The 24,113-nt window shown below is 35.8% G+C and carries 26 protein-coding genes, 1 pseudogene and 1 riboswitch; of the genes and pseudogenes, 13 read left to right on the top strand and 14 right to left on the bottom strand.

Going from position 1 to position 24,113, the window contains the following annotated elements:
* Positions 1–88: 88 nt before the first annotated feature.
* From LF886_RS07950 to LF886_RS07940, 3 genes are all read left to right on the top strand, one after another.
* The gene (locus LF886_RS07950; protein ID WP_236853627.1) at positions 89–502 is read left to right on the top strand and encodes a hypothetical protein; all 414 of its coding nucleotides are present in this window, start codon (positions 89–91) and stop codon (positions 500–502) included.
* A 78-nt stretch (positions 503–580) separates the two neighbouring features.
* Positions 581–1,072: a DUF456 domain-containing protein gene (locus LF886_RS07945; protein ID WP_124533863.1), complete on the top strand. Its 492-nt coding sequence runs from the start codon at positions 581–583 to the stop codon at positions 1,070–1,072.
* Positions 1,073–1,088: 16 nt separating this feature from the next.
* Positions 1,089–1,598 (top strand): hypothetical protein, encoded by a 510-nt coding sequence (locus LF886_RS07940; protein WP_236853626.1) that lies wholly within the window; start codon positions 1,089–1,091, stop codon positions 1,596–1,598.
* On the opposite strand, the gene LF886_RS07935 is transcribed toward LF886_RS07940, so the two are convergent.
* The 4 genes from LF886_RS07935 to LF886_RS07920 all read right to left on the bottom strand — a co-directional run bounded on the left by LF886_RS07935 (position 1,585) and on the right by LF886_RS07920 (position 4,242).
* Positions 1,585–2,226 (bottom strand): uracil-DNA glycosylase, encoded by a 642-nt coding sequence (locus tag LF886_RS07935; RefSeq protein ID WP_124533867.1) that lies wholly within the window; start codon positions 2,224–2,226, stop codon positions 1,585–1,587. The genes LF886_RS07940 and LF886_RS07935 overlap by 14 nt on opposite strands.
* 37 nt (positions 2,227–2,263) lie before the next feature.
* Positions 2,264–3,262, bottom strand: coding sequence for an acyltransferase family protein (locus tag LF886_RS07930; protein WP_236853625.1), 999 nt, complete (start codon positions 3,260–3,262; stop codon positions 2,264–2,266).
* Between the two features lie 38 nt (positions 3,263–3,300).
* Positions 3,301–3,831, bottom strand: coding sequence for a GNAT family N-acetyltransferase (locus tag LF886_RS07925; RefSeq protein ID WP_236853624.1), 531 nt, complete (start codon positions 3,829–3,831; stop codon positions 3,301–3,303).
* 129 nt (positions 3,832–3,960) lie between these two features.
* Entirely contained in the window at positions 3,961–4,242 is a 282-nt protein-coding gene (locus LF886_RS07920) for a hypothetical protein (RefSeq protein ID WP_236853623.1), read from the bottom strand.
* A 255-nt stretch (positions 4,243–4,497) separates the two neighbouring features.
* On the opposite strand from LF886_RS07920, the pseudogene LF886_RS07915 reads away from it, so the two are divergent.
* The 5 genes and pseudogenes from LF886_RS07915 to LF886_RS07895 all read left to right on the top strand — a co-directional run bounded on the left by LF886_RS07915 (position 4,498) and on the right by LF886_RS07895 (position 10,126).
* A pseudogene (locus tag LF886_RS07915) lies at positions 4,498–6,644 on the top strand (endonuclease MutS2).
* Between the two features lie 128 nt (positions 6,645–6,772).
* Positions 6,773–7,441 (top strand): hypothetical protein, encoded by a 669-nt coding sequence (locus LF886_RS07910; RefSeq protein ID WP_236853622.1) that lies wholly within the window; start codon positions 6,773–6,775, stop codon positions 7,439–7,441.
* 479 nt (positions 7,442–7,920) lie between these two features.
* Positions 7,921–8,583, top strand: a complete 663-nt coding sequence (locus tag LF886_RS07905; protein WP_236853621.1) for an ATP-binding cassette domain-containing protein — start codon at positions 7,921–7,923, stop codon at positions 8,581–8,583.
* Between the two features lie 30 nt (positions 8,584–8,613).
* Positions 8,614–9,414: a hypothetical protein gene (locus LF886_RS07900; protein WP_103234988.1), complete on the top strand. Its 801-nt coding sequence runs from the start codon at positions 8,614–8,616 to the stop codon at positions 9,412–9,414.
* Between the two features lie 33 nt (positions 9,415–9,447).
* A riboswitch (cobalamin riboswitch) is annotated at positions 9,448–9,627 on the top strand.
* Between the two features lie 115 nt (positions 9,628–9,742).
* Positions 9,743–10,126, top strand: a complete 384-nt coding sequence (locus LF886_RS07895; protein ID WP_236853620.1) for an acyl-CoA thioesterase — start codon at positions 9,743–9,745, stop codon at positions 10,124–10,126.
* Between the two features lie 56 nt (positions 10,127–10,182).
* Here LF886_RS07895 and LF886_RS07890 read toward each other — a convergent pair whose 3' ends face one another.
* The gene (locus LF886_RS07890) at positions 10,183–10,773 is read right to left on the bottom strand and encodes an HD domain-containing protein (protein WP_124533883.1); all 591 of its coding nucleotides are present in this window, start codon (positions 10,771–10,773) and stop codon (positions 10,183–10,185) included.
* A gap of 8 nt (positions 10,774–10,781) precedes the next feature.
* A complete protein-coding gene (locus tag LF886_RS07885; protein ID WP_236853619.1) occupies positions 10,782–11,477 on the bottom strand; it encodes an XAC2610-related protein in 696 nt (231 codons plus the stop codon).
* Between the two features lie 557 nt (positions 11,478–12,034).
* Here LF886_RS07885 and LF886_RS07880 point away from each other — a divergent pair.
* The 5 genes from LF886_RS07880 (at position 12,035) to LF886_RS07860 (ending at position 16,570) form a co-directional block, all read left to right on the top strand.
* Positions 12,035–12,364, top strand: coding sequence for a PadR family transcriptional regulator (locus LF886_RS07880; protein WP_103234940.1), 330 nt, complete (start codon positions 12,035–12,037; stop codon positions 12,362–12,364).
* Between the two features lie 11 nt (positions 12,365–12,375).
* Entirely contained in the window at positions 12,376–14,097 is a 1,722-nt protein-coding gene (locus LF886_RS07875; RefSeq protein WP_236853618.1) for a PspC domain-containing protein, read from the top strand.
* 315 nt (positions 14,098–14,412) lie between these two features.
* On the top strand, positions 14,413–15,000 hold the full coding sequence (locus LF886_RS07870) for a 1-acyl-sn-glycerol-3-phosphate acyltransferase (protein WP_236853617.1): 588 nt from the start codon (positions 14,413–14,415) through the stop codon (positions 14,998–15,000).
* Between the two features lie 27 nt (positions 15,001–15,027).
* The gene (locus LF886_RS07865; protein WP_103234937.1) at positions 15,028–15,456 is read left to right on the top strand and encodes a PaaI family thioesterase; all 429 of its coding nucleotides are present in this window, start codon (positions 15,028–15,030) and stop codon (positions 15,454–15,456) included.
* 145 nt (positions 15,457–15,601) lie between these two features.
* Complete coding sequence (locus LF886_RS07860; protein ID WP_236853616.1) at positions 15,602–16,570, top strand: chorismate-binding protein; 969 nt, start codon at positions 15,602–15,604, stop codon at positions 16,568–16,570.
* A gap of 247 nt (positions 16,571–16,817) precedes the next feature.
* Here LF886_RS07860 and LF886_RS07855 read toward each other — a convergent pair whose 3' ends face one another.
* The 8 genes from LF886_RS07855 to LF886_RS07820 all read right to left on the bottom strand — a co-directional run bounded on the left by LF886_RS07855 (position 16,818) and on the right by LF886_RS07820 (position 24,067).
* A complete protein-coding gene (locus LF886_RS07855; RefSeq protein ID WP_103232907.1) occupies positions 16,818–17,018 on the bottom strand; it encodes a hypothetical protein in 201 nt (66 codons plus the stop codon).
* A 5-nt stretch (positions 17,019–17,023) separates the two neighbouring features.
* The gene (locus LF886_RS07850; protein ID WP_109737946.1) at positions 17,024–17,626 is read right to left on the bottom strand and encodes a MarC family protein; all 603 of its coding nucleotides are present in this window, start codon (positions 17,624–17,626) and stop codon (positions 17,024–17,026) included.
* Positions 17,627–17,670: 44 nt separating this feature from the next.
* Positions 17,671–19,386: a BatD family protein gene (locus LF886_RS07845; protein ID WP_236853615.1), complete on the bottom strand. Its 1,716-nt coding sequence runs from the start codon at positions 19,384–19,386 to the stop codon at positions 17,671–17,673.
* 23 nt (positions 19,387–19,409) lie between these two features.
* Positions 19,410–20,156 (bottom strand): tetratricopeptide repeat protein, encoded by a 747-nt coding sequence (locus LF886_RS07840; RefSeq protein WP_236853614.1) that lies wholly within the window; start codon positions 20,154–20,156, stop codon positions 19,410–19,412.
* Positions 20,157–20,256: 100 nt separating this feature from the next.
* On the bottom strand, positions 20,257–21,264 hold the full coding sequence (locus LF886_RS07835; protein WP_236853613.1) for a vWA domain-containing protein: 1,008 nt from the start codon (positions 21,262–21,264) through the stop codon (positions 20,257–20,259).
* Positions 21,264–22,256, bottom strand: a complete 993-nt coding sequence (locus LF886_RS07830; RefSeq protein ID WP_152289818.1) for a VWA domain-containing protein — start codon at positions 22,254–22,256, stop codon at positions 21,264–21,266. The genes LF886_RS07835 and LF886_RS07830 overlap by 1 nt, the downstream gene beginning before the upstream one ends.
* Complete coding sequence (locus LF886_RS07825; protein WP_236853612.1) at positions 22,249–23,145, bottom strand: BatD family protein; 897 nt, start codon at positions 23,143–23,145, stop codon at positions 22,249–22,251. Before LF886_RS07825 ends, LF886_RS07830 begins: the two co-directional genes overlap by 8 nt.
* A 58-nt stretch (positions 23,146–23,203) precedes the next feature.
* Positions 23,204–24,067, bottom strand: a complete 864-nt coding sequence (locus LF886_RS07820; RefSeq protein WP_236853611.1) for a DUF58 domain-containing protein — start codon at positions 24,065–24,067, stop codon at positions 23,204–23,206.
* Positions 24,068–24,113: the final 46 nt, after the last annotated feature.

Genomic DNA, 24,113 nt, shown 5'->3' with positions numbered 1-24,113 from the left:
CGGAGGTTTCATCAATGATAATCTTCTTTGCCTGAAGGATATTGGTACAGCAACCTCTTATATTGGCTGCAGCGTCTCAAATACAGCTTTGGCAACTGCATTAGGCTTTAATACATTGGATATTCAATATGACATGGGATCGTGGGAAAAAATTCAGAATTATGATCCTGCATTCTGGGATGTTCTGGTACAGAAAGGCAACGAACCGTTGATGATCAGAACAGGACATTACACCAATCCTTCTGCTCCACAAACACCTGTAGGAACTTCTTTAAATAATAATCACATTACGATCTGTCATCACACCGCCAGTGGAAACAATATCACCATCACGATCAACCAGAATGCATGGAATGCGCATCAGGCACATGGAGATACCATGGGACCTTGTACAGGAAATTCCAATAGCGGAAATATCTATTATACTACATTCCATAACCATGCAAGTGGAAATATCGGTAAAGCAGGACCGATTCTGGAATATGTAATCTTAAATTTGTAATAAAATTTTATAACTCGTTCTCAAAGTGGTCTTTTATAAGGCCACTTTTTTTATATTGCATCTATATTTTTAAAACGAATGGATACAACGATTATTAATATTTTCTGCCTTATTTTATTATTTGTCGGGATATTGGGAACTTTTCTTCCTGTTTTACCCGGTCTTTTGCTGAGTATCTGCGGACTTCTGATCTATAAATTCGGGACGGATGCGGATCTATCTATGATTTATATCTGGGCATTCGGAGTTCTTACATTAGCTTCGGTAGTATTAAGCTATGTGATTCCGGCAAAGACCAACAGAAAATATGGAGGTACGCGCTGGGGAAGTATCGGTTCTGTAATAGGGACCATTGTTGGAATATTTATTCCAATTCCATTAGGTTTTCTGATCGGAATGTTTGCAGGGGTATTTATTGGCGAATTACTTCATGACAGTAAGGATATGAATAAAGCTTTACAATCTACTAAAGGAGCACTGATTGGATTCATTTATGGAACCGGATTCAGTTTTGTGGTAGGAGTGGCAATGTTTTTGGTAGTACTTCTTAATATGTTCAGTGTCATTTAATTAAATATTAGAAACTATGTTCCATAAAGTTATCATACTCAGTCTGGGAATTTTTGCATTAACGGGATGTGATGCCCAAAAGAAATCTAAGATTAATACAAAAGCTTCTGAAATGCAAACCAATACAAAAGCTATGAATTCCAATGATCAGAAAGACGGTATTCTATACTTCAATGAAGGTGAGAATAAGTTTTTAAAGGAATACCAGATGAATGTAACATTCAAAGGAATTTCTGAAGACAGCCGCTGTCCTGAAGGGGTCAACTGTATCTGGGCCGGAGCAGCTGTTGCCCAGGTGGAAGTAATGGGAACTGCAACCCGACCTGCTATTTTAAGCCTTGCCAGTACAGATTATCCGGGAAGGAATTATCACCAGTCGGCAGAATTTAACGGATACCTCATTACATTACAGGATGTTGCTCCATACCCAAAACAACAGGATGGAACAAAAGCATTAGCCGGAAAATATAAAATCGGGATTACGATAAAAAAGGCAGGTCAATCAACAGATTCTACCACGAAATAGGTTTCTTCCCTTTGGAAATAAGATATTCATTAATTTTTGAAAATGGTTTACTTCCAAAAAACCCTCTGTACACAGAGAATGGTGAAGGGTGTGCCGATTTCAGAATAAAATGCTTAGCCGGATCTATAAGTTCGGCTTTTTTTTGCGCAAAAGCCCCCCACAATACAAATACCACGTTCTCTTTTTTATCTGAAATTTCCTTAATGATAAAATTAGTGAATGTTTCCCAGCCAAGATCTTTGTGTGAATTAGGAGAATGGGCACGAACCGTTAAAGTGGCATTCAAAAGTAAAACGCCTTGTTTCCCCCAGTCTTCAAGTTCTTTAGAAGTTCTTACAACTCCCAAATCGTCTTTCAATTCAATAAAAATGTTCTTAAGTGACGGTGGCGTGGCAACCTGTTCAGAAACAGAGAAGCACAAACCATTTGCCTGAAAATCATTATGGTAAGGATCCTGACCAATAATTACAACTTCAACATCGTCAAAAGCTGTCAGCTCCAATGCCCTGAAAATTTGATTTTTCGGTGGGAAAACTTGGGTCGTTGCGTATTCATTCTTTACCTTCTCCCAAAGGGTTGTAAAGTATTCCGTACTCTTTATTGGGGCTAAAATTTCTGTCCAGGTCATACTGCAAAAGTAATAATATTAAAAATAAGAGTTTAGATTATACCTTAAATATCTTCAATTTTCTTTCGATCAGCATATATGTAAAATAGGACAGCAGCAGCGAAGATGCAATTAATAATAAGGGATTAAGGAGTGGAACATCCACAATTATAAAATTCTGGCTCTTAATAATATAATGGATAATATACAATGAATATGAGATATTTCCTAAAATATAAATAGGCTTAGACTCCAGAAACATTTGAAGATAATTCTTCTCTCCCGTATATAATTGCTTTATAATCAATGCTGATAAAAATGGAATTAAAATCAAACCTTTGGTCGTAAACAGCAGTATTAAAGATAAAATAAGCGCAACATACACAGGCCATTTGCCTTTTAACGTAAGTCGTGGCATTACAGCAACCCCAATTCCGAAAAAATAAGAAGCTATTGTTCTGATTAAAGAGTTTACTCCATACGGAATATCGAGATATTCCGTAGACTTCAGCATATTCACTGAACCTGCTGAACGAAGATATATATCAGGAAAATAAGGGAGAATTAATCTTAAAAGCAAGCCTGTAATAATCAGGATTTCACCACGGATTTTATATCGTATAATCAGATAAAGCATAAACGGGAAGATCAGATAACACATCCATTCTGTACTCAATGACCAATAGACAATATTCAGTAAACGATTTGGATTAAAAAAGCACTGTACCAATCCGGCATTAATAAAAAAGGTAAGCCACGGAACACCTCCCATCAACAGGACAATAAAAACAATTGATAAAAAATATATCGGATAAATCCTATTGATTCTTTTCTTATAAAAAGTCTGTATTATTTTAAATTCCAAAGCTTTAAACTTCTCAGAGTAGGAAACTGTAAGCAAAAAAGCACTTAGTACAAAAAAGACATCTACAGCAAGATAACCTTTACCTATCAGATTTTGAAGAATCTCGTTTTTAAATTGAAAAAAATGAAAAAAAGTAACCCATAATGCCATTACCCCTCTAAGCCCCGTTAAAGATTTTATTTCATTTTTCATATATAATTTCAATCGGCGATAAAGATAAAAAAAACCTATTAGTTTTCGTGTTTATCATTATCCGACACTCTTTTTAAGCTAAAAATAATGTTATCCGGAAATCCTTCATCTTCCTTCCCCTCTTCCAAAATAAAATCATGCTTTAATAGAATCCCTTTTGAATTTTCATTAAATTTACTGGTAATTGCTACAATTTCCTGTAAATGCAATTCATTAAATCCGCAGTCTAAAACCGCTTTCAAAGCTTCGGACATAATTCCCTGTCTGTGATATTCCGGCAGCAATTCATAACCGACTTCTGCTGTTTTCCGATCTTCAGAAAAATTCCAAAGACAAATTGTTCCGATAAGATTCTGCTGACCTTTTAAAGAAATTCCAAAATAGGCGGTCTGATTGTTTTTAGTTCTTTCTTTAATGGTTAAAATAAACTGAAGTGCATCATAATTATTTTTTGGTGAATTTCTCCGCACGAACCGGTTGGTTACTTCATTGCTTCGAATGCGTAAAATATCCTCAGTATCGTTTTCATTGATTTCTCTTAAAATCAATCTTGTGGTTTCCAGTTTCATTGGTATGATAGAATAAATAGTTTTATATTTTCTGTTCAGTGCTATTGTTTCAAATATCTCTTAATGCCAGCGCTTCCGAAAATTCATTTTTGTCAGCATCAAGATTCATAAATAAGTACACGCCGTATTTTATGGAGTAATTTCTTTCATAAACAACAATAGATTTTTCTTTATCTCTATCATTCTTTTGTACTCTTTATCATAATGATCCTCTTTTTTTCGAGGATGATTGAAAGCTTCTTTCATGCCTTTATTTTTAAGACTTTTCACCAAAAGCTTTTTACCTCCAGTTTTTTTATTCTTCCTGCTATTGGTTTTCTGTTCACCTTTTATAGTCTCACTTTTTTGAATTTGGGACTGAACCTGAATACCTGCCAAGAGAAAAAGAAGAGCAAGTAGTAAATTTTTCATGGTTATCGTTATTAGTGCAATAAATATAAGCCTTAACCACTATACGTTCAAACTTTTTCCTTCTAAAAGAATGATTCTATTTTTTAATGTAAACCATTAAGCGTTTCTAAGGAAGGAATGATAATTAGAGATTCAAAAGCAAATTTTAAAATTTTCATCATCTCAATAGTTAAAAAAACATCCAATTCAACGTTAATTTATTCTGTAAATCTCTCGGATATACGTAATAATCAAAATTCTCACTAAATTTGCACTGTGTATATAGATAAAGAAGATTTAGACGAATTAGAGTTTCCGCAATTGCTCGCGGAAATCTCCCCATTTGCGTATTCTCCGAAAACAAGAGAAAAAATTCTTCAACTTCGCCCAATGGAAATAGAAGAGGCGGAACTTTCCTTAAAAAAAACCTCAGAATATCTGTCGAGTTTTGAAAGTTCAAATGCGATTCCGTTTGATGAATATGAAGATATTGAAAGTGAGCTGAAAGTGATGCTGATTGAGAACTACCGTTTGGAAAACACGGCTTTCATCAAAATAAAAACCATCACGGAACAGATCGGGAAACTGCAAAAATTCTTTCCTACCATGCCGGAAACCTTCCCTAATTTACTGGAAGAAGTTTCTGTACTGGAATTCAGAAAAGAGATCATCGATAAAGTAGATAAGGTTTTCAACCGTTTTGGTGAGGTAAAAAGTGAGGCCTCTCCAGCTTTAAAGGATTTGAGAACTGAAATTCAGCATGCTAAAAAAGCGATTCAGGAAAATTTCAACCGTGCACTCACCACGTATGGGCAGAGTGACTTTTTGGATGATATACGGGAAACGATTATTGACGACCAAAGGGTTTTGGCCGTAAAATCAGGATTCAAAAAAGAGTTCCCGGAAGAACGTTAGGAATTTCCAAAACGGGTTCCATTACTTACATTCAGCCAGACAGTGTTGTAAAGCATTATTTCAAACTTCGCGAGAGTGAGGAAGAAGAGAAAAAAGAAATTGATAAAGTTCTCCGAAAGCTTACGGCAGAACTGGCAGAATTTCAACCTCAGCTATGGAGATATCAGGTTTATATTTTTGACCTTGACCTTACGAGAGCTAAGGCTAAGTTCAGTGAACTGATCAACGGAGTTCTTCCGAAAATCAACCATCATAGAACGTTGAAATTAAAAGATGCTTATCATCCTTTGTTGTGGCTGAGAAATAAGATTGAGAATAAGATTATCCATTCACAGACACTGAGTTTAACGGATCATAACAGAATTATCTGTATTTCCGGACCCAATGCCGGTGGAAAATCTATCACGTTGAAAACGGTCGGACTATTACAACTGATGATTCAAAGTGGTATTCTGGTTCCTGTACATCCTAAGTCTGAAATGTTTTTCTTTGAGAAGATGATGACCGATATCGGGGATAATCAGTCCATTGAAAACCATTTGTCAACCTATTCATCCCGATTGAAAAAAATGTCTGGAATCATCCGTGAGGCTGATGCCAATACGCTTTTACTGATTGATGAATTCGGGACAGGTTCTGATCCAGAACTAGGAGGTGCTCTGGCGGAAAGTTTCATGGAGTTTTTCTATGATAAAAAGAGTTTTGCTATTATTACAACGCACTATACCAATATTAAACTGGTTATAGAACAGCTTCCAAATGCTCAGAATGCAGCCATGCTTTTCAATGAAGAAACATTGGAGCCGATGTATAAACTTGAAGTAGGACAGGCAGGAAGTTCATTTACTTTTGAAGTTGCTGAAAAGAATAAAATCCCAAGATTTATCATCCATTCTGCCAAGAAAAAGGTAGAACATGATATTGTAAATCTCGATAAGACCATTGTAAAGCTGCAACAGGAGAAATTCGAGGTTGAAAAACTGAAAGTTGATCTTGCAGAAAGAAAAGAATCTGTAGAAGATAAGCGTGATAATCTTCAAAAACTGAATGACCAGCTTCAACAGAAACTGTTCAATTTCCAAAAACTGTATGAGGAGGAACATCGTAAACTTCAGTTTGGAAATAAGATTGAAACATTCATCGACAGTTATACCAAAGGAAAATCCAGAAAAGATGTTGTAAAAGACTTTGTAAAGCTTCTTGAGCAGGAGAAATTCAGGAAATTAGGTCATGACAAAGATGAAACTAAACGTCTGCAGGTCGTGAAGAGAAAAATCACTCAACAGTTGAAAAAGGAGGATGTCATTGAAAAAATTGCAGAAACCAATGAAAAACTGGAAGAACAGCGTAAAAGTGACCGAGCTGTTTGGATGAAAATCGGACAACGTGTTCGTATTACAGGAAGCACCAGCGTAGGAACGATCGAGAAGATTTCCCGAAACAAGGTGATTGTCAATTACGGAACCTTCAAGACAACGATTGATGCCGATGAACTTGAGAGAATTTAATTAATCTGAAATGAGTTTAAAAACGAACTCATTGTACGCAAATACTAAGAGAGAGTGCCAGAAGGTGCTCTCTCTTTTTTTTATGCTTTATCCTATATTTTTTCTATTTTTATCTAAAACTATAATTTATGAAACCATTAAAAGCACTTTCAGACCTTTTGCCAATACCCAGTTATACGGTTATTATTCTATGCTTTTTCTTTCCGTTTTTCCTGATAAAATGTGGAGATACCACTCTAATGTCTGTTAAAGGAACTGATCTTGTAACGGGAGTTTCCAAAAAAGCCATCAATGAGCGAATGAAGGAAAGCCTCAAAAAAAGTTCACCTTTTGGCGCTGCATTCGGAAATGATAAAGCAGAAGCAGATACCTCTTCAGACACAGACATTGAATATTCGCCTCTGAATGAGCCTAAAGATAAAAAAGACCATCAAAATATCTCTCCTAACCCATTTATCATCATTGCATTGCTGGCTGCTATCGCAGGAATTGCCGTTCAAGTGATGAAGAATATCAGAAAGAAATATCTTTATCATGTCATTCTCTCTATTATAGGGCTCGCCTCTTTACTTATTTTTTATCTGACGTTTCAATCCAATATGGAAGGATTTGGAAATAATAAAATGGCGATGGGATTCGGAAGTGATATTTCAATCAGCTATGGTTTCGGGACTGCATTTTATCTATGTGCGGTTTTATATCTTTTCGTTCTTTTATTCTATGGAGTCTTTTCTTACTTTCTAAAAAATGATCCACAAGCCATCTATGGTTATACAAAACAAAATACAGAATCTTAAAACTGTATTCCTGATAAAATAAAAGAGAATACATAAAGTAGTTTTTTGGTCATGTTTATTAGTTTTAAAATTCCTTTGAAAAATAAGGAGTTTTCCGGAATATACTTTACATCTACTTCAAATATTATTGTATTTTTTCAATACATTTGAAATTAAAAATGTAAAAGATACATTTCCATTGGTATCTCATTTTACTGTTATTATATGATCAAAAACTTTTCTATTCTCTGGATTTTTTATAAAAAAATAGTACTTCCTGCCTTGCTGTTTTCATTAGTCATTTCTTTTTTGCTTCCCTTCGGGTTTGAAACGTTTGGATTAAGTTTTCTTCTAATTTTACCAGTCTTTCACTACTTTATTTATGAATTAAGGTTCAAAAACGAATATTATTTCTACGCCAACTTAGGACTTTCAAGAATCTTTCTTTGGGGCGGAACTGTTTTATTGAGTCTCATTGTAAAATTTATAACCTTATTTTTATGAGTAAACTTCATATTGACAGTGTAACAAAATCCTTCAATGAGAGAAAAATTTTGCAGGACATTTATATTGGATGTGAAACGGGCCAAATCACAGGGCTATTGGGTAGAAACGGAAGCGGAAAATCGACCTTATTAAAAATCATTTTCGGAGTTATCAGCAGTGATACTCAGTTTATCAGATGTGATGACAAAGTTTTGAAAAATAGATCAGACCGAAAAAACAGGATTTCCTATTTACCGCAGAACCTCTTTCTCCCTAAATACGAAACCGTTAAAAGACTGATTCCTCTTTTCTGTAATAAAGAAAACACAGACCTTTTATTTTCCTCAGAACTCATATATCCATTTCTTCATGAAAAGCCTAAAAACCTTTCCAAAGGTGAGCAAAGACTTATTGAAACGCTGATGATCATTCATTCTGAAGCTGATTTTGCTTTACTGGACGAACCATTCCACAGTCTTTCTCCAATAGTTTGCGAAGAATTAAAGAAAACCATTCGCCAACAGTCAAGCGAGAAAGGTTTTATCATTTCTGATCATAATTATCAGGATGTTCTGGATATTTCAGACTCAATATATCTGCTTTCTGACGGCCATCTGAAACAAATACAAGATTTTAAAGAACTGCAGCGGTATAATTATCTCCCGAAAAGCATTTAATTTATATATTTGGGGGATCAAAAAATTTTCATGATGACTTTCATAAACAAAGCATTCTATGTATCCGCTTTCAGTATTTTTTCTTTAGCCTTTGTAAAAGGACAGAATAAGGTTCCTTTCGGAGTTGTAAAAGCTGAAGAGGGATATGCCAATGTACGGGTTCATAAAGACAATTACCGAAAAATTGTAGACAAGATCCGTATGCGTAAAGGTGATGTATTCGTTTATGTAAAGCCTGCTCCCGGAGAAACAGAATGGATCTGGATCAAATATCCTGAAAAACAGGATGATGACAAACCGTTTGTACGTTATGAAACTCTTGATAAAGAAGGAATGGTCAATAAAGAACGTATTGCTTATATCGATCAGCTTCCGGCGTATACTCCTTCAAAATCTAAAAACGGGAGATCACTTATTTTCACAGACAATTCTGATCCGAAAATTCCTACCGCTCAAAGAAGCAAGGTTGTGATTGATGTCTATCCTTCCAACGCAGGCTACCGTAAAAAGGAAAAAGATGCAGAAGGAAAACTTCTTACCATCGATAAAGTAAAGCCCTGGGGAATTGGAAACGATCTTCCTGAAGGGATGACCGAGATCAAATCGATCAGAGTACAGCAGCCCGGAAGAGGTTCTGTCTTTGTAAGAGAAGCGATCAAAAATATGTTCCAGCCTACCATGGATTTTGAGAACATTGGAGTAACCTCTCTTGACAATGACAATATTTTCCTATACATGATAAATGGTTCGGGTGAGAACAGATATACCACTCTCTGGACAATCAAGAAAGGGAGAGTAATCAGCCAGATTATTTACCATAATCCGGAATAAATTCATTATTTTTGCACTCGAAAAGTTTTACACTTATTCATCACAGAAATTGGTTCTGCATCACTGCAGATTAAAAGGGAACCGTGTGAAAATCACGGACTGTCGCGCAACTGTAAGTAACTGAAATCTTTATCAAAGATCCACTGTGCGAGGCATGGGAAGGAGATAAAGATGTTACGAGTCAGGAGACCTGCCTTTTTCTTAAACATGTAACTTTCGCGATTTGAAGTTGTATTGATATGATGGATTGTTTCAGGAATTCTATAAGTTCCTGTCATTATTCTGTTATTTTAATATCATTTTATTTCGCTTTAATTAATAATGATATATGACTACAGAAGAAAGAATTGAAGCATCCGAAACCAGAATCTTTAAAGCGGTTTTCCCTAACACAACCAATCATTATGATACCCTTTTTGGTGGTACGGCGATGCAGCTGATGGACGAAGTAGCTTTTATTACCGCAACCCGATTTGCAAGAAAAAGAGTGGTAACAGTGAGCAGTGACAAGATCGATTTCAAGAAACCTATTCCTGCTGGAACGATTGTTGAATTGATCGGAAAAGTGTCATACGTAGGAAAAACCAGTATGAAAGTAAACGTTGAGATCTACACCGAGCAGATGTATTCCTATGAAAGAGAAAAAGCCATTGTAGGTGATTTCACTTTTGTAGCGATAGACGAATCCAAGAAACCAATCCAGATACTATAATTAAAAAGCTTCGGGCGGCCTTTGGCCGCCCGAAGCTTTTTCTATTCTCACTGAAATTACTTCAAAACTTTTTCTGTTTCCAGACTTCTGTTCAGCAGCAGTTCAAAAGCCTCTCCCATTTCATCCGAGGCTCTTGTGATCGCATTTTCAAGTATATTTCTAATTTGTTTTTCTGTTACTCCGGCTTCCGTCCAGCTCTTTCCTGAAGTGTGGGAATTTAAGATAAACGGCATTATTCTGTCTATTCCACAGGCAAAAACAGCATCCGGTGTTTTCTCTTCTTCAAACTCAAGCCACAGATTAAAGAATTCCGAACGTAAAGGTTCATCCAGAATTCCGAAGATCTTCTGAGCAGAAGCTTTCTCTCTTTCAAACTTCCCTACCATTGCTTTTTCATCAAAAATAAAAGTGTCTCCAGCTTCTATCTCCACCAGATCATGAATGGAAAGCATTCTTATCACCCTTAACAAATCTATATCGGTGCGGTTTTTCGCATAGGGATAAAGAATCTGAGCCAGAATGATAATCTGCCAGGAGTGTTCCGCTGTATTTTCTCTTCGGGAATCGTCTGCATTATAATTTCTTCTCTGTACATTTTTCAAAGCATCCACTGCCAGGATAAAATCGATCTCTTTCTGAATTTTCATCTTACTTCTTATTTTCTATTATATTGATCTGCAGGATATACCTTCGTTTTGGTATTCCATTTATTATTGATCTTTTCTTTCGTTATTACCTTTACCTGACCTTCATTGGTTGTATCTTCTTCCTTTTCAAAGACCATATCCAGTCCTTTATTCGGAATTACGGCATATTCCATCGTAAAAAAATTGCAGCATCCTGATTTTCCATAAGCGATAAGGCGTTTACGTTTGGCATCCACATCAAAAATATCAAGGGAATTGGAAGCAAGATCCGTAAGCTCTTTACTCTTCACAAATGCCATTCTGGTACTATTGAACACATATACATCGTATGAAGCAGCGCTATAGTTCCCCATATTTCCGTTCCTTATGGCAATGTCTTCTGTTCCGTCAAAATTAAAGTCATCTATAATCACAGAATTTTGCGGCTTTGTTAACTGAATCATTTTTCCCGAAGTCAGTTTCAGGCTTTCTTCTGTTTCCAGAACAAGATCATCGGAAACAAAAGTCTGTACCTTACTGTTTCTGTTATCAAACAACTCCACAGTTCCCTTTCCACTGCATCGGCTGTCATAACAATTTTCTACCTTGATAATGGCACTATAGCTCTTTGACACATTTTTTACTTCAAACTGATATTGCCCGAAACATAAGGGACCCAATAAAAGAAAAGCCGATAAGTTCTTGTACTTATTTAAAATATTCATGGTAATAGTAATTTGGATTTAGGTGTTTTCTATTGCTAACAAAAATACGAATCATAATACCGATCTCAAAATCTCAATCTCATTATCTCTCAGAATTTAAAACAGTTTTATTCATTCAAATAAAAGAATATCCGTTGATAAGAAGCTGTTTCCCGCTATCCGCTCATACTCCTCGCTCCAAATCTAAAACCAAACCTGCTGTGGGGTAACCGCTGCTATCGAGGCTATGATATCAGTTATGAGTAATGAGTAATGAGTAATCGGTAATAAGCAATAATTAATGAATAATGATTTTTTCCTCTGCATTTATTTCAATTTCATTTAAAATTTAGAGATTTTTCACCCATTTCCCACTGAAATTCAATTTCATCAAAATCCAAATATAAAATTATTAAATTGATTATCAATTATTTACATTATTTATTTTAAAAATACCACTACTTTGTATTGCATATTACCATTTATTTTACATATCTTTGTAATGTAAAATTAGAATAGGCTCAACTAGCTAGGAGCATTTTTCTAAAAATATAACTAATTAACAAAACTTATCAAAGATGAATACCGAAAATACCAAAGCGCAAATGCGAAAAGGGATTCTGGAATTCTGTATTCTAAGTCTCATCAATAATAGAGAAATGTATGTTTCCGATCTTATTGATGAACTGAAAAAAGGAAAACTGGATGTAGTGGAAGGGACCCTCTACCCTCTTCTTACAAGACTTAAAAACGGAGAGTTTCTCTCTTACAGATGGGAAGAATCTACAGGAGGGCCACCCAGAAAATATTATCAGATCACAGAAAAAGGAAAACTCTTTCTGGATGAACTTCAAAACACATGGAATGAGCTGACAGCGTCAGTAAACCAAATCACCCAACAAAATTAAAAAACAAAGCTATGAACAAGACACTCTCAATAGGACTCGCAGGTTTTTCTTTTACCATAGAAGAACACGCATATATAAAGCTCAGCGACTACCTGAATGCTCTGAGAAGCTCACTGGACGCTTCTGAGGCTGATGAGGTAATGCATGACATAGAAATAAGAATGGTGGAGATTTTCAAAGATTCTCTGGGAAAACGTGAAGTAATCAACGATACCGATGTAGAAAAGGTAATCGCACAGATCGGAAGCCCAGAAAAAATTGAAGAACAGGAAGAAGCTTATTTTTCTGAAAAAACATCAGCAAGAAATACCTATTCAGGAAACAATTATACAGATAAAAAACAACTGTTCCGTGATCCGGAAAAACAAAAAGTAGCCGGAGTTTGTGCAGGTTTAGCTCAATATGTAGGAATGGATATTACCACAATGAGAGCAATCTGGCTGGGAATCTTCGTACTAGGAATTTTCACAGCAGCCATCTCATCTTCATTGATCGGTCTTTTATATGTAATCCTTTGGATCGTACTTCCAAAAGCTGAAACAGCAGCAGATTTCCTGAAAATGCAGGGAAAGCCTATGAACTTCGACAATCTTAAAAATGAGTCTAATAAATTGGTGCAGTTTGCCAATGAATCTACTCAGAGGGTCGGAGAGATATATAACGAAAACAAACCTTACATCAACAATGCAGGAAGCGGTATCTGGAATGTATTCAAATACATTGTAGGAGGGTTCTTCGTATTGATGGCTGTAGGAAGCATTATCGGAGTATTTGTATTATTCGGTCTTTTCGGAATGGATACAGACTTCCCTGGTGCTAATGAAATCAGATTCTATATGGATGATCAGGGACTTGATAAAGTACTGGCAGCCATGATGGTCATAGGAAGTTTAATTCCTGCTATTCTTTTCAGTTTATTAAGCATCAAGATATTCTCTCCAAAAACAAAACTGAGAAATATCGGATGGGTAATTGGAGGTTTATTTCTTCTTCTGATCGGGTTAGGAACTTACTTTGGACTAAGCATGGCTAAAAAGAACATGATCTACAAAGGAAATAAAGAAGATGTAGAAAATGTTGCCATCAACACGACTTCAGATACATTGTATGTGGATGTAAAGCAAATCAACATTCCTCAGAATTTTAAAGCTTATAACAACGATATTTATTCTGATAAAAGATCTGTGTATGAAGAAGATTATATTTCAGTAGATGTAACCAGAAAACCGGATATCAAAACCCCTTATCTGATCATCAAAAAGGAAGGAAATGGTTATAATTTCCCTATCCAGCTGACGGTTCCTGTAGAAGTTGTAAACAATAGAGTATTACTTCCAAACTATGTAAAATATCCATATGAACACAGATTCAGAGACTACAGCGTAAATTATGAGCTTGTAGTTCCGCAAAAAACTATTGTTATCTCAATGAAGAAGAACGATATCAATATAGATGGAGACTTAGATGGAGACGGAATCAATGACAACGAAGAGGACAGAGATGAATACCACAACGGTGTTAGAGTTGAAAAAAATAAAATCACGGTGAACGGTTCAAGTATCGAATACAACTCTGATGATCAGGACAGCATCATCGTAAACGGTAAAAAAGTTCCAAACAACCAGGCAAAGAAAGTAATTGATTCTGCAGTGTCCAATATCAAGAAAATAAACAAAGATGTGGACATCAAAATCAAAGACGGAAAAAACGAAATTTCCATACAAACTAAATAATTAACTTCAGAGAGTGGTAGAAGGTGTGGGTGGATGGCAACCGTTTGAAATTCACACCCTTCTTCTCTCGGAAAAGTGAAAATAAAGCAATATTTAGTTCTTTATGTAAAAAAAATGTTTTAATTTCGTACTGTTAAAATTTAATAACCAATCAACCAAAAACACAGCCTCATCATGATACAATTTGCAATGGAATTCGTAATGAAAATCGTAGATTTAATTAGCGGTTTATTTTAAGAGCGATAATATTTCAATATATTTGTAAAGTATAACCAAAATTTGGTTATACTTTTTTGTTTTTAATCCAAGAAATCTATGAAAAAGCTAATAGGTAAAGCAATGTTAAAAATATTAGGTTGGAAGGTCGTTCTACAAGGCGATGTCAACAACCTGAACAGATGCATCCTTGTGGTAGCACCACATACTCATAATATGGAATACATTTTAGGGAATTTCTCCTATTGGTCTTTAGAGAAACCTTTAAAAATCATCATTAAAGATGCCCATACCAAAGCCTGGTACGGAAGTATTGTAAGAGGACTTGGAGGGATCGGCATCGACAGAAGCCAGAAAAACGACCTTGTAAATTTCGTAGCGAACCAATTTTCCAAAGAAGATTTCAGCCTTGTGATTACTCCGGAAGGAACAAGAAGCTGGGTACCGAAATGGAGAAAAGGATTCTACCACATGGCTTTGGCAGCAAAAGTTCCTATCGTACTGGCTGCCGGTGATTTCAAAAGAAACATTGTTTATTTGGGGTACACCATTCCTTATGAAAGAATAGCATCGGTTCCTTTTTCAGAAATCATGGAGGAAATTCAGGAGTATTATGTGAAAAATGATATTGTCCCTAAAATCCCTACCAACTGGAATCCCAATATTATGGGAACCGGAAATGAATAGAACTAGAAACAAAATTAATCATACAACATGAAAGGTCAGACAAAAGAAGAAATACTAGCATTCATCAATAACTGGGGAGATGTAACGCTTGCCAAAACGCTTGAAATAAAGTTCATCGATATTGATCTTGAAAATGAAACCCTTACAGCGACAATGCCTGTTCTTCCAAGAACTCATCAGCCGTTTGGGATCATGCATGGAGGAGCAAGCTGCGTATTAGCTGAAACCTTAGGGTCAAGCCTGTCTAATATATTTATTGATGGTGAAAAGTATTATGGAGTTGGGACTAATATCAATTCTAACCACCTGAAAAGCAAAAAAGACGGAATTGTAACTGCTACAGCACGTTTTATCAGAAAAGGAAAGACTATGCACGTTTCTGAGATTGAAATCCGTGACGAAAAAGGAGTGCTTATCAACCACACTACGATGACGAATAATATCATCAATAGATAAGTGACAACAACATAAAAAATAAAGAGCTTAAAATAAATTTAAGCTCTTTTTATTTTGACATATTTAAGACTAATAATACCTTTGTAGAAAGGAAAATTGCAACCGGAATTTCCTGTGGTTAATTTTCAAAATGCATTCATAACTCATGATTTATTTCAAACTTCCTTTCGACGAAAGACTATTGTCTACAGATGAAAAAAATATAAAAAATGCGGTCGAATTTCATTCTTATAATGGCTTAGATCATATTCACTTCAATGGAGATATTGTTGAAATTGATCCGTCTGAATTTGATCAAACTTCGATCACAAATGAAGCATTCATTAATGCCCCAACCGACAGCATCGCCGAAACCAGGGAAGAATACTGTAAAACATTACAGGAAGTCATTGAAGTGATTAAAGAAAACAATCTTCCTAAGCTGGTTTATTCAAGAAGGAAAATTTTCACAGACTTTAGGATCATTGATTTTAAAGAGAGTTTTAATAATGTATGTAAATCTTACCCGAATGCTTTCAGATACCTCTTCAATGACGGAGAAAATGCATGGATGGGAGCTTTCTCAGAAGTATTAGGGAAGTTCAATAAAACAACCCATGAGTTTGAAACGATGGCGCTGGCAGGAACTCTTCCTGTGTTGGAAGAATGGTCTGAAAAAGAAATTGAAGAACAAAAACCGGTCACCAGTTATATTCAGGACATTCTGAAAAACTATTCTGATAAGGTACAGCAATCGGAAACCTATGATCATATTTCCGGAAATATTAAGCATTTAAGAACAGATTTTAAAACGACCATTCAACCAGAGGATCTTGACAGGATTATTCAGGACCTTCACCCTACTCCGGCAGTTTGTGGTATTCCTAAAGATTTTTGCAATGAAAATATCCGTAAATACGAGAAATTTCCCCGTGAATTCTATGCAGGTTATATTAAGGTCGAAACTGAAGAGAGTATTTTATATTTTGTGAATCTGCGTTGTGCCAGGCTTTATAAAGACGCTGTACATGTTTTTGTCGGAGGCGGAATAACCGCTCAAAGCAGCCCTGAAAAAGAATGGAAGGAAACGGAACTAAAGTCTGAAGCGATATTGAAAAATCTGGTTATTTCTTAGATGTTGGTGAATATTTTCTATGTTACGAAAATATAATTGCGCTTCACTTTATTTTATAGGTTTTGGCTAAAGCCATAGGAACGTTTACAAATTGTTTAAATGGGCTAAAGCCCGCCCCTATTGAATAGAAAAGCAATATTATATTTAATGACAATCTTATCCCTGCTACCTATTACCTTCCGCCTAATAAAACAAAAACCTCCTTCAAAAACGAAAGAGGTCCTATATCTATAATGAAATATTCAATTTATTTCTTTACACCGATTCTGCTCCAGGTATCCATAACGAAAAGCAAGATAAGGCCTATTGCAGCAGCTGATGCTGAGAATACAAACCTAAGGTTATCTTCATCTCCTAAGATATCTGTTGTCTGCCAGTTGATAGCGTAAAGATTGATGGCGATGAATACAATAAACAGTACTAAAAATACTTTATAAAACTTCTTCATGACTCTTAAAAATTAATATAATTCTGCACCAACTGTGCAAAATTTGCGGTGAATAATTTAATTGAAATTGCCAAAAGGATAATTCCGAAAACTTTCTGAAGGATCATCAAAGTAGCATCCCCGATTTTGCTCTCCAACCATTTCGCTGATTTCAGCACCAAATATACGAAAATTGTGTTAAGAATAATTCCCAGGATAATATTAATATCATGGAATTCAGCTCTAAGAGACAATGCCGTTGTTAAGGTTCCGGCACCTGCTACTAGCGGAAATGCGATGGGTACAATAGATGCAGCCTTTGCTTCGGTTGTTTTATTAATTTCAATTCCTAAAATCATTTCCAGGGCTATGATAAAAATCACAAAAGCTCCGGCAATTGCAAAGGAATTTACATCCACACCAATAAGTTTAAGGATCTTATTTCCTACGAAAAGGAAAACGATCATAATAGCACCCGCCGTGATTGATGCCTTCCCAGCTTCAATCTTTCCAAACTTCTGCTGAAGGCTTACGATAATAGGCACCGAACCGATAATATCGATAACGGCAAACAGAACCATAAAGCTGGTAACAATCTCTTTAAAAGAAAAACCATCAAAAATTTCCATCTCTTTGTAATTAAAAATTTCGCAAAAATATGAAAATAAACTGACTATTTGCTAATTTGTGAATATAAATTAACAATTGTTTTCAAAAGTTCTTCAAGAGCATCAGTAGATTTCACAGGATTATATTTTTCCATTTGAACTCTTTGCTGTAATTTGCTGTATTCTTCCGCTACTGAAGACCCATTGTGTTTTTCAAGAAAAGTCTTAAACTCCGCAGCAGAGCCTTGGAAATACTGGCTTCTTACTTCCTCATCCAATTCTTCCAGTGTGACAAAGAACTTTTCATACTCTCCGTTATCCTTAAGATTTTCCAGATATCCAAAGTAATCATTGATATCTGTTTTCAGCAATTCTCTAATCTGTTTTTCTGTTTCAGCTACTGAACCTAAAGGTTTTGCCGGTACAGTTTCCCTAACTAATGTACGTTTTTTTTGCCAATTTTTAAATAACAGATAAGCAACAAATAAGCTTACCAGAATCGCAATATTGATAAAAAGAACATTCCAGTGGAATTTACTTTTTTCTTTTACTTTAAACGATGTTGTTTTTAAAACCGGAGTATTTACCGTTTCCAAAAGGTTATTGGTATACTCATTTACCTTTTCTACCGTAGAACGGGCTTCCAGGATCTGGTCGTGAGAAAATGCATTCAGATCCAATGTTTTTTGTCCCAGATCTACATATTCTTTATTTTCAGGGTCGAAGAAAGCAAATTGTTCAGTTTTAATAGAGATCGTTCCGGATTTATTCGGAATAATAACATAGTTCGCCAGAATCTCTCCTTTCATTCCAGTCGTTCCCGGAGAAATTTTAGAGGTAATTTTCGGAGCAAAAACCTCATAATCCGGAGATGCTGCAATTTTTGGAAGTTCCATATCCGGCAGGTTACCTTCTCCTGAAACTTTCACTACAACATTCAATGGTTTCTTGGCTTCCGGTTTTTCTTTGGAAGCATTATATACGTTTACATTAAAGTTTCCAACAGCATTTTTAAAACATTCCGGTGCTCCTTCCGGAAGTCTTCTTACATTGATTTTTACTTTATTGGAAACAATCTTAGATTTGTTAGAATAGGTACTTACAGAGGCTGATACCCCAGGAACTTCTACATAACCGGCTTCATTTGGAAATACCATAAACATGGCCAATACCTGTGAAGGCATATTTCCATATCCGGACGGATCTATCTCAGATTTATCAAAATTGATAGGATGTACATTGATATTGTCCTGTTGTGGAAGATGGATATTCTTTACCTTTCTCAGGTTATCCATACTTCTTGAATACACCCTAAGAACAGCAATGGTAGGCTGATCCTGATATACCTCCCTGTCTTCGATCTCCATATTCAGATAGACATCATTGGACGTATTGGCCGCTAATGATCTTTTGTCAACAATATCACGGATATTGACATCAAAAGGTTCTGTTTTGTAGATTTTATTATTGACCGTAACCAGAACTGAACCGATCTTTATTTTACCTTTTTTCTTAGGTTCAAGAGCAATTCTGGATATTTTTTGAGTAATTAAAGTATTGGTAGCGGGATCAATCACGGTATTGGTAACAGATCCACTTCCTATAATATTAAATTTTGAAAGATCCGGCATCTGAAAACCTGTCTGCTGTACAAGGTCAGTTCCGTTAAGTTCAAGAACGATGGTAAGATTTACGATATCTTTTCCTGTATAATCAGATTTATCAGCATCCAGAGTAAGATTTACCTGTCCGTAAGTAATTACGGATGCTAGAGTAAGCAATATGTAAATCAATTTGTGTTGCATCACCAATCTTTCTCGTTGCTTTCAGGCATCGAATAAGAATTTTTGTTCAAAATTCTTCTGGCAGTTTCTTTTTCTTTTTCGTTTATTTTATCTAAGATCGCATTTTCAAGATTCTTTGGCATTCTGCCTTCATTCTTTTGATTCTGCTTAGGGCTGTCACCTTGGTCACTTTTACCTTCGTTTTGTGGACCATTACCCTGATCTTGTTTTTTGTCTTTATCGCCTTTGCTCTGATCATCACCTTTGTTCTGATCATTTCCACCGCCGCCTTTTCCTGAGTTATTCTGTTCTTGTTTTTGTTGTTCTTTTTCTTTCTCTTTCAGCTTGGCAATCTCATAGTTTTTTCTGGTCGCCTCACTGTAAGGGTCCTGCTTCAAAGCCTTTTTATAATAATCAGCGGCTTTTTCCGGCTGATTCATCTGCATATATGCATTCCCCAGATTATGAAGAGCGGCCATCTTATCTGGAAGTGTTTGTGAAAGCTTTTCTGCTTTTTCAAACTCTGCCTTTGCCTCTTCGTATTTTTTACTTTTATACAAAGCATTCCCCATATTATAATGAGCGGTAAAATCTTTATTGTTGGATTTTATCGCTTCCATGTATTTTGAGGAGGCTCCGTCATAATCTTTACCGTCAAATTTCTGATTGCCTTCATGAACTAAATTTCTGTAGTTTTCCTGCCCAAACAAAAAGCCTGAGAGCGAGATGGCAACAATAAACGATAAAAATATGATTTTAGTATTCATCACTTGCAAAATTATTCCTTTATATGTTAAGAAACAGAGTTTTATTTGTTAAAATTCGGTTAAAGTACTTGTAGAATTTCTTCTATAAATGAGGTGAAAATTACACATTAAAATCTTTTTTAGGATTAAAAATAAAAATTAAAAAGAAGAACAGAATAGATACTCCTAAAAAATATTGATAATAATGATTGGCATTCTGAGATTTCACTAATGTTACTGCTCCTGCAGACTTCTTGCTGATAGCATCTACAATCCTGTCTGGAGCTTCATTGATGTTATTTCCGTCAATATAAGTACCTTCCGTAGATTCTGCCATTTTCTTTAAAGCTTCAGTCTGCCTTTTTGAAATTACCGTTCCTCCGTTTACATCTGATTTATATCCCATCAGCTGGCCAAAAACATATTCCGGAACCGGAGCTCCTTCATCAGTACCAATACCTACAGAAGTAATGCTTATTCCTTCTTTATTGGCTAGTCTTATTGCCGCATTGTCATTTCCTTCATTATCTTCACCATCACTCAGTAATATGACTTTTCTGGATCCTTTGCTTACATTTTTAAATTTCTCAGCCGCTGCTTGCATCCCTTTCAGAAAATCGGTTCCCTGAATCTGCATCGAACTGGTTTCAATACCGCTGATATAGGTCTCTGCAGTATTATAATCGGTCGTCAGGGGCATGATAGATATTCCATTCCCGGCAAAGATGACAATACCGATCTTATCATTATTCATTTTCTTCATGGTGGCTATCATCAGATTCTTAGCCTCTGTAAGACGGCTTGGATCGATATCTTCCGCATTCATAGAGTTGGATACATCCAGCATAAAGATCACATTATTCAGTTTCTGGGTACTCTTCACCTCCTCCGAACCATTCAGAAGGTCAATAATAGCGAATATCAGAAATAATGTTCCTATCAAATATAAAGCAGGGAAAAACTTCGTAAATCCCGAGCTCTTGTCAAATAAATTATCATGAAACCGGCTGGCTGCAAAAATTTCTCTTTTTTTATTTCTCCATTTTAAAAAACGGATCAGAAAGGAGGCTAACAGCGGCAAAAGCAACAGTAAAAGTAAATACCAATAATTTCCTAAAGACCAACTCATCAGCTTAAAATTTTATAAAACACCCATCTCAATAATGCATCAAATACCAACATTCCTAAAGCGATCCAAAGGAATATCTTAAAATATTCTTCATAATTGTAAAGCTTGGAAACTTTCACATCAGATTTTTCCAGTTGGTTGATCTCATTATATACTTCTTCCAGACTGCTGTTTGAGGTAGCTCTGAAATACTTTCCTCCGGTAGTCTGTGCAATTTCTTTCAGTGTATTTTCATCAATAGCAACCTCAGTTTCTGTAAAGATAAGATCTCCAAAAATATCCTGTGAGGTCGGCATCAGGGCATAACCGTTGGTTCCGATCCCGATTGAATACACTTTTATATTATTATTTCTCGCCAGTTCAGCAGCTACCTGCGGAGGAATAGCATTCTGAATATTGCTTACCCCATCTGTCATCAGTATCACTACCTTACTTTTTGCTTTGCTTTTAACCAAATGATTCACTGCCACGGAAAGTCCTTCTCCAATAGCTGTTCCAGGCTCAAGACCGGCAGAATTCAGATTTTTAATCTCGTCAATAACAACCTGATGATCCGAAGTCACAGGAACTTTTGTGAAAGCTTCTGCAGCATAAGCTACAACGCCTATTCTATCGTTCGGACGTTTCTGGACAAACTTTACAGCAATATCTTTTAATGCAGTAATTCTGTCCGGATTAAGATCTTTAGCCAGCATACTCAAAGAAACATCAATAGATAACATAATATCTACCCCTTTTGTATCATCTCTGTCCTGCGAAATGGTAAACGTTCTCGGCCTTGCCATAGCAATGATCAAAGCAGAAAGAATGATATACTTTGAGATTTTCAGTAAAAAAAGTACACCCTGGATACCACCGCTGTGATCCATATTTTTTGTCGTAGGAACTTTTATCCCTTTTCTTTTGCGTCTCCCGGCATCTTTAATTAAAAGTGGGATAAACAGCAGAAAAAGCAATAAAAACCATGGACTGTAAAACTCAAAATTAAACATCCTTTCTTAAGTTTTCAAATTCTAAATCTTTGGATGATCTTTTCACAAAATCCCTGATATTGGCAAAGTCTCTCTCCATCGTAACCTCATCCGGGAAAGTCTTGGCAAATTTTACCAGATCTCCTCTCAGGAATACATCTTCTATTACTTTTTCATTGTCCTGCGAAATGGTATTATTCTTTTTCATGACATCAATAAGGTCATCAGTAAGAAGTACATCTGCCGGAAGGTGATATTGTTTTGTGATAAAGTTTCTGGAAATATCAATCAGTTCAACATAAAATGAACGGAAGTTTCCTCCTTCGATATATTTTTTCTTTTTAAGGGAATCCAGCTCTTTCAACGTTTGATTGGTTGCAACCACGGGAGAACTTTTGGATTTTCTGCCCCATTTCACAAACATGATAATGGCAATAATAAGAGCCACCGCTGCCAATGCCGCAAGAATATAAAACTTATAAAGCTCCCAATAATCCTTGGGTTCAAGTTTCACATCCTTATTATTCATGATGTCATTGATCTGATCTGCTTTTTGAGCTGTATTGATGACCTCTATTTCATAAGGAATTGTCTTAAGTATTTTATCTCCTACTTTGAATTCCAGCTCAGGAATGGTAAATTTTCCTTCCTCAAAAACAGAAAATTCGATCTTTCTTTCATAAGAATTTTGATTTTGCCCGATACTGTCCTTAGTTTCTTCAAAGTGAAAAGGAAGCAGTTCATTTTTCGGAGCTGAAGTTACCTGTTGTTCATTAAGATTATCAATCTTTATCGTAAGATGATTGATTTCTCCCAGAGCAAGGGTTTTCTTTTCTACATTAGAGGATAATATCTGTGAAAAAGCATTCGCACAGACCAGAAAAGATAATATTAAAAGTATTTTTCTCAATGTTAAAATAATAAAGGCAGCTGCCTCATGTTTTTTTAGTTACGAGCTAAGCTCGATGTTATTTTTTCTGAAAGTAATTATACAATAATTTTGAATAATCTGACCCGGTATCAATATTCATAAAACTTGCCGAACTGTTGGCAAAATCTTCTTCCAAAGCTCTCAGTTTTTGTTTCTGAGCTTCCGCAAAGGTATACCGCCATCTTGCGCTGGAAGTATTAGCCCATATCTCCTTTCCGGTTTCCACATCATACAGACGGGCATATCCTACATCTGGGATCTCATTGTCTTTTTCATCATAAATCCTCATCCCCAGCAGCTGGTGTTTCTTTGATGCGACTCTCAGCATTTTTGAATCATAGGCATCTTCAAAATCTGACAATAGAAAAACCAATGATTTTCTTTTAAAAATCCCCATCATATATTCCAGGGCTTTATCTATTTTAGATTCTGTCGGAACATAATCGGCAGTCAGAATATTACTGATGATCGAAAGAATATGCTTTCTTCCCTTTTGAGGGGGAATTACTTTATATACTTTATCCGCAAACAGGATCAATCCTACTTTGTCATTATTTCCTGCTGCTGAAAATCCTAAGCTTGCGGCAATTTCGGCTACATATTCTCTTTTCAGCTGAACTTTTGTACCATAATCCATGGAAGCAGAAATATCAACAAGAATCATCATTGTCAACTCTCTTTCCTCTTCCATTACTTTTACAAACGGCTCACGGAAACGTGCCGTTTTGTTCCAGTCGATTCTTCTGATCTCGTCTCCAAACTGGTACGGACGAACTTCAGAAAAAGTCATCCCCTGCCCTTTAAAGGCACTGTGATATTGCCCCATCAAAGCAGCCTCCGTCTTTTTTCTGGTACGGATTTCAATCTGCTTTACTCTTTTTACAATATCTTTTATCTGCATAGACAAGTTTAAGGTTTAACGTTCAAAGTTTGAGGTTCAAGGTTTA

This window comes from Chryseobacterium sp. MEBOG07, assembly GCF_021869745.1.
In the GTDB taxonomy this organism is placed as follows: Bacteria; Bacteroidota; Bacteroidia; order Flavobacteriales; family Weeksellaceae; genus Chryseobacterium; species Chryseobacterium viscerum.
The sequence above is the reverse complement of the archived record's forward strand: the minus strand, read 5'-3'. Positions and strand labels throughout refer to the sequence as shown.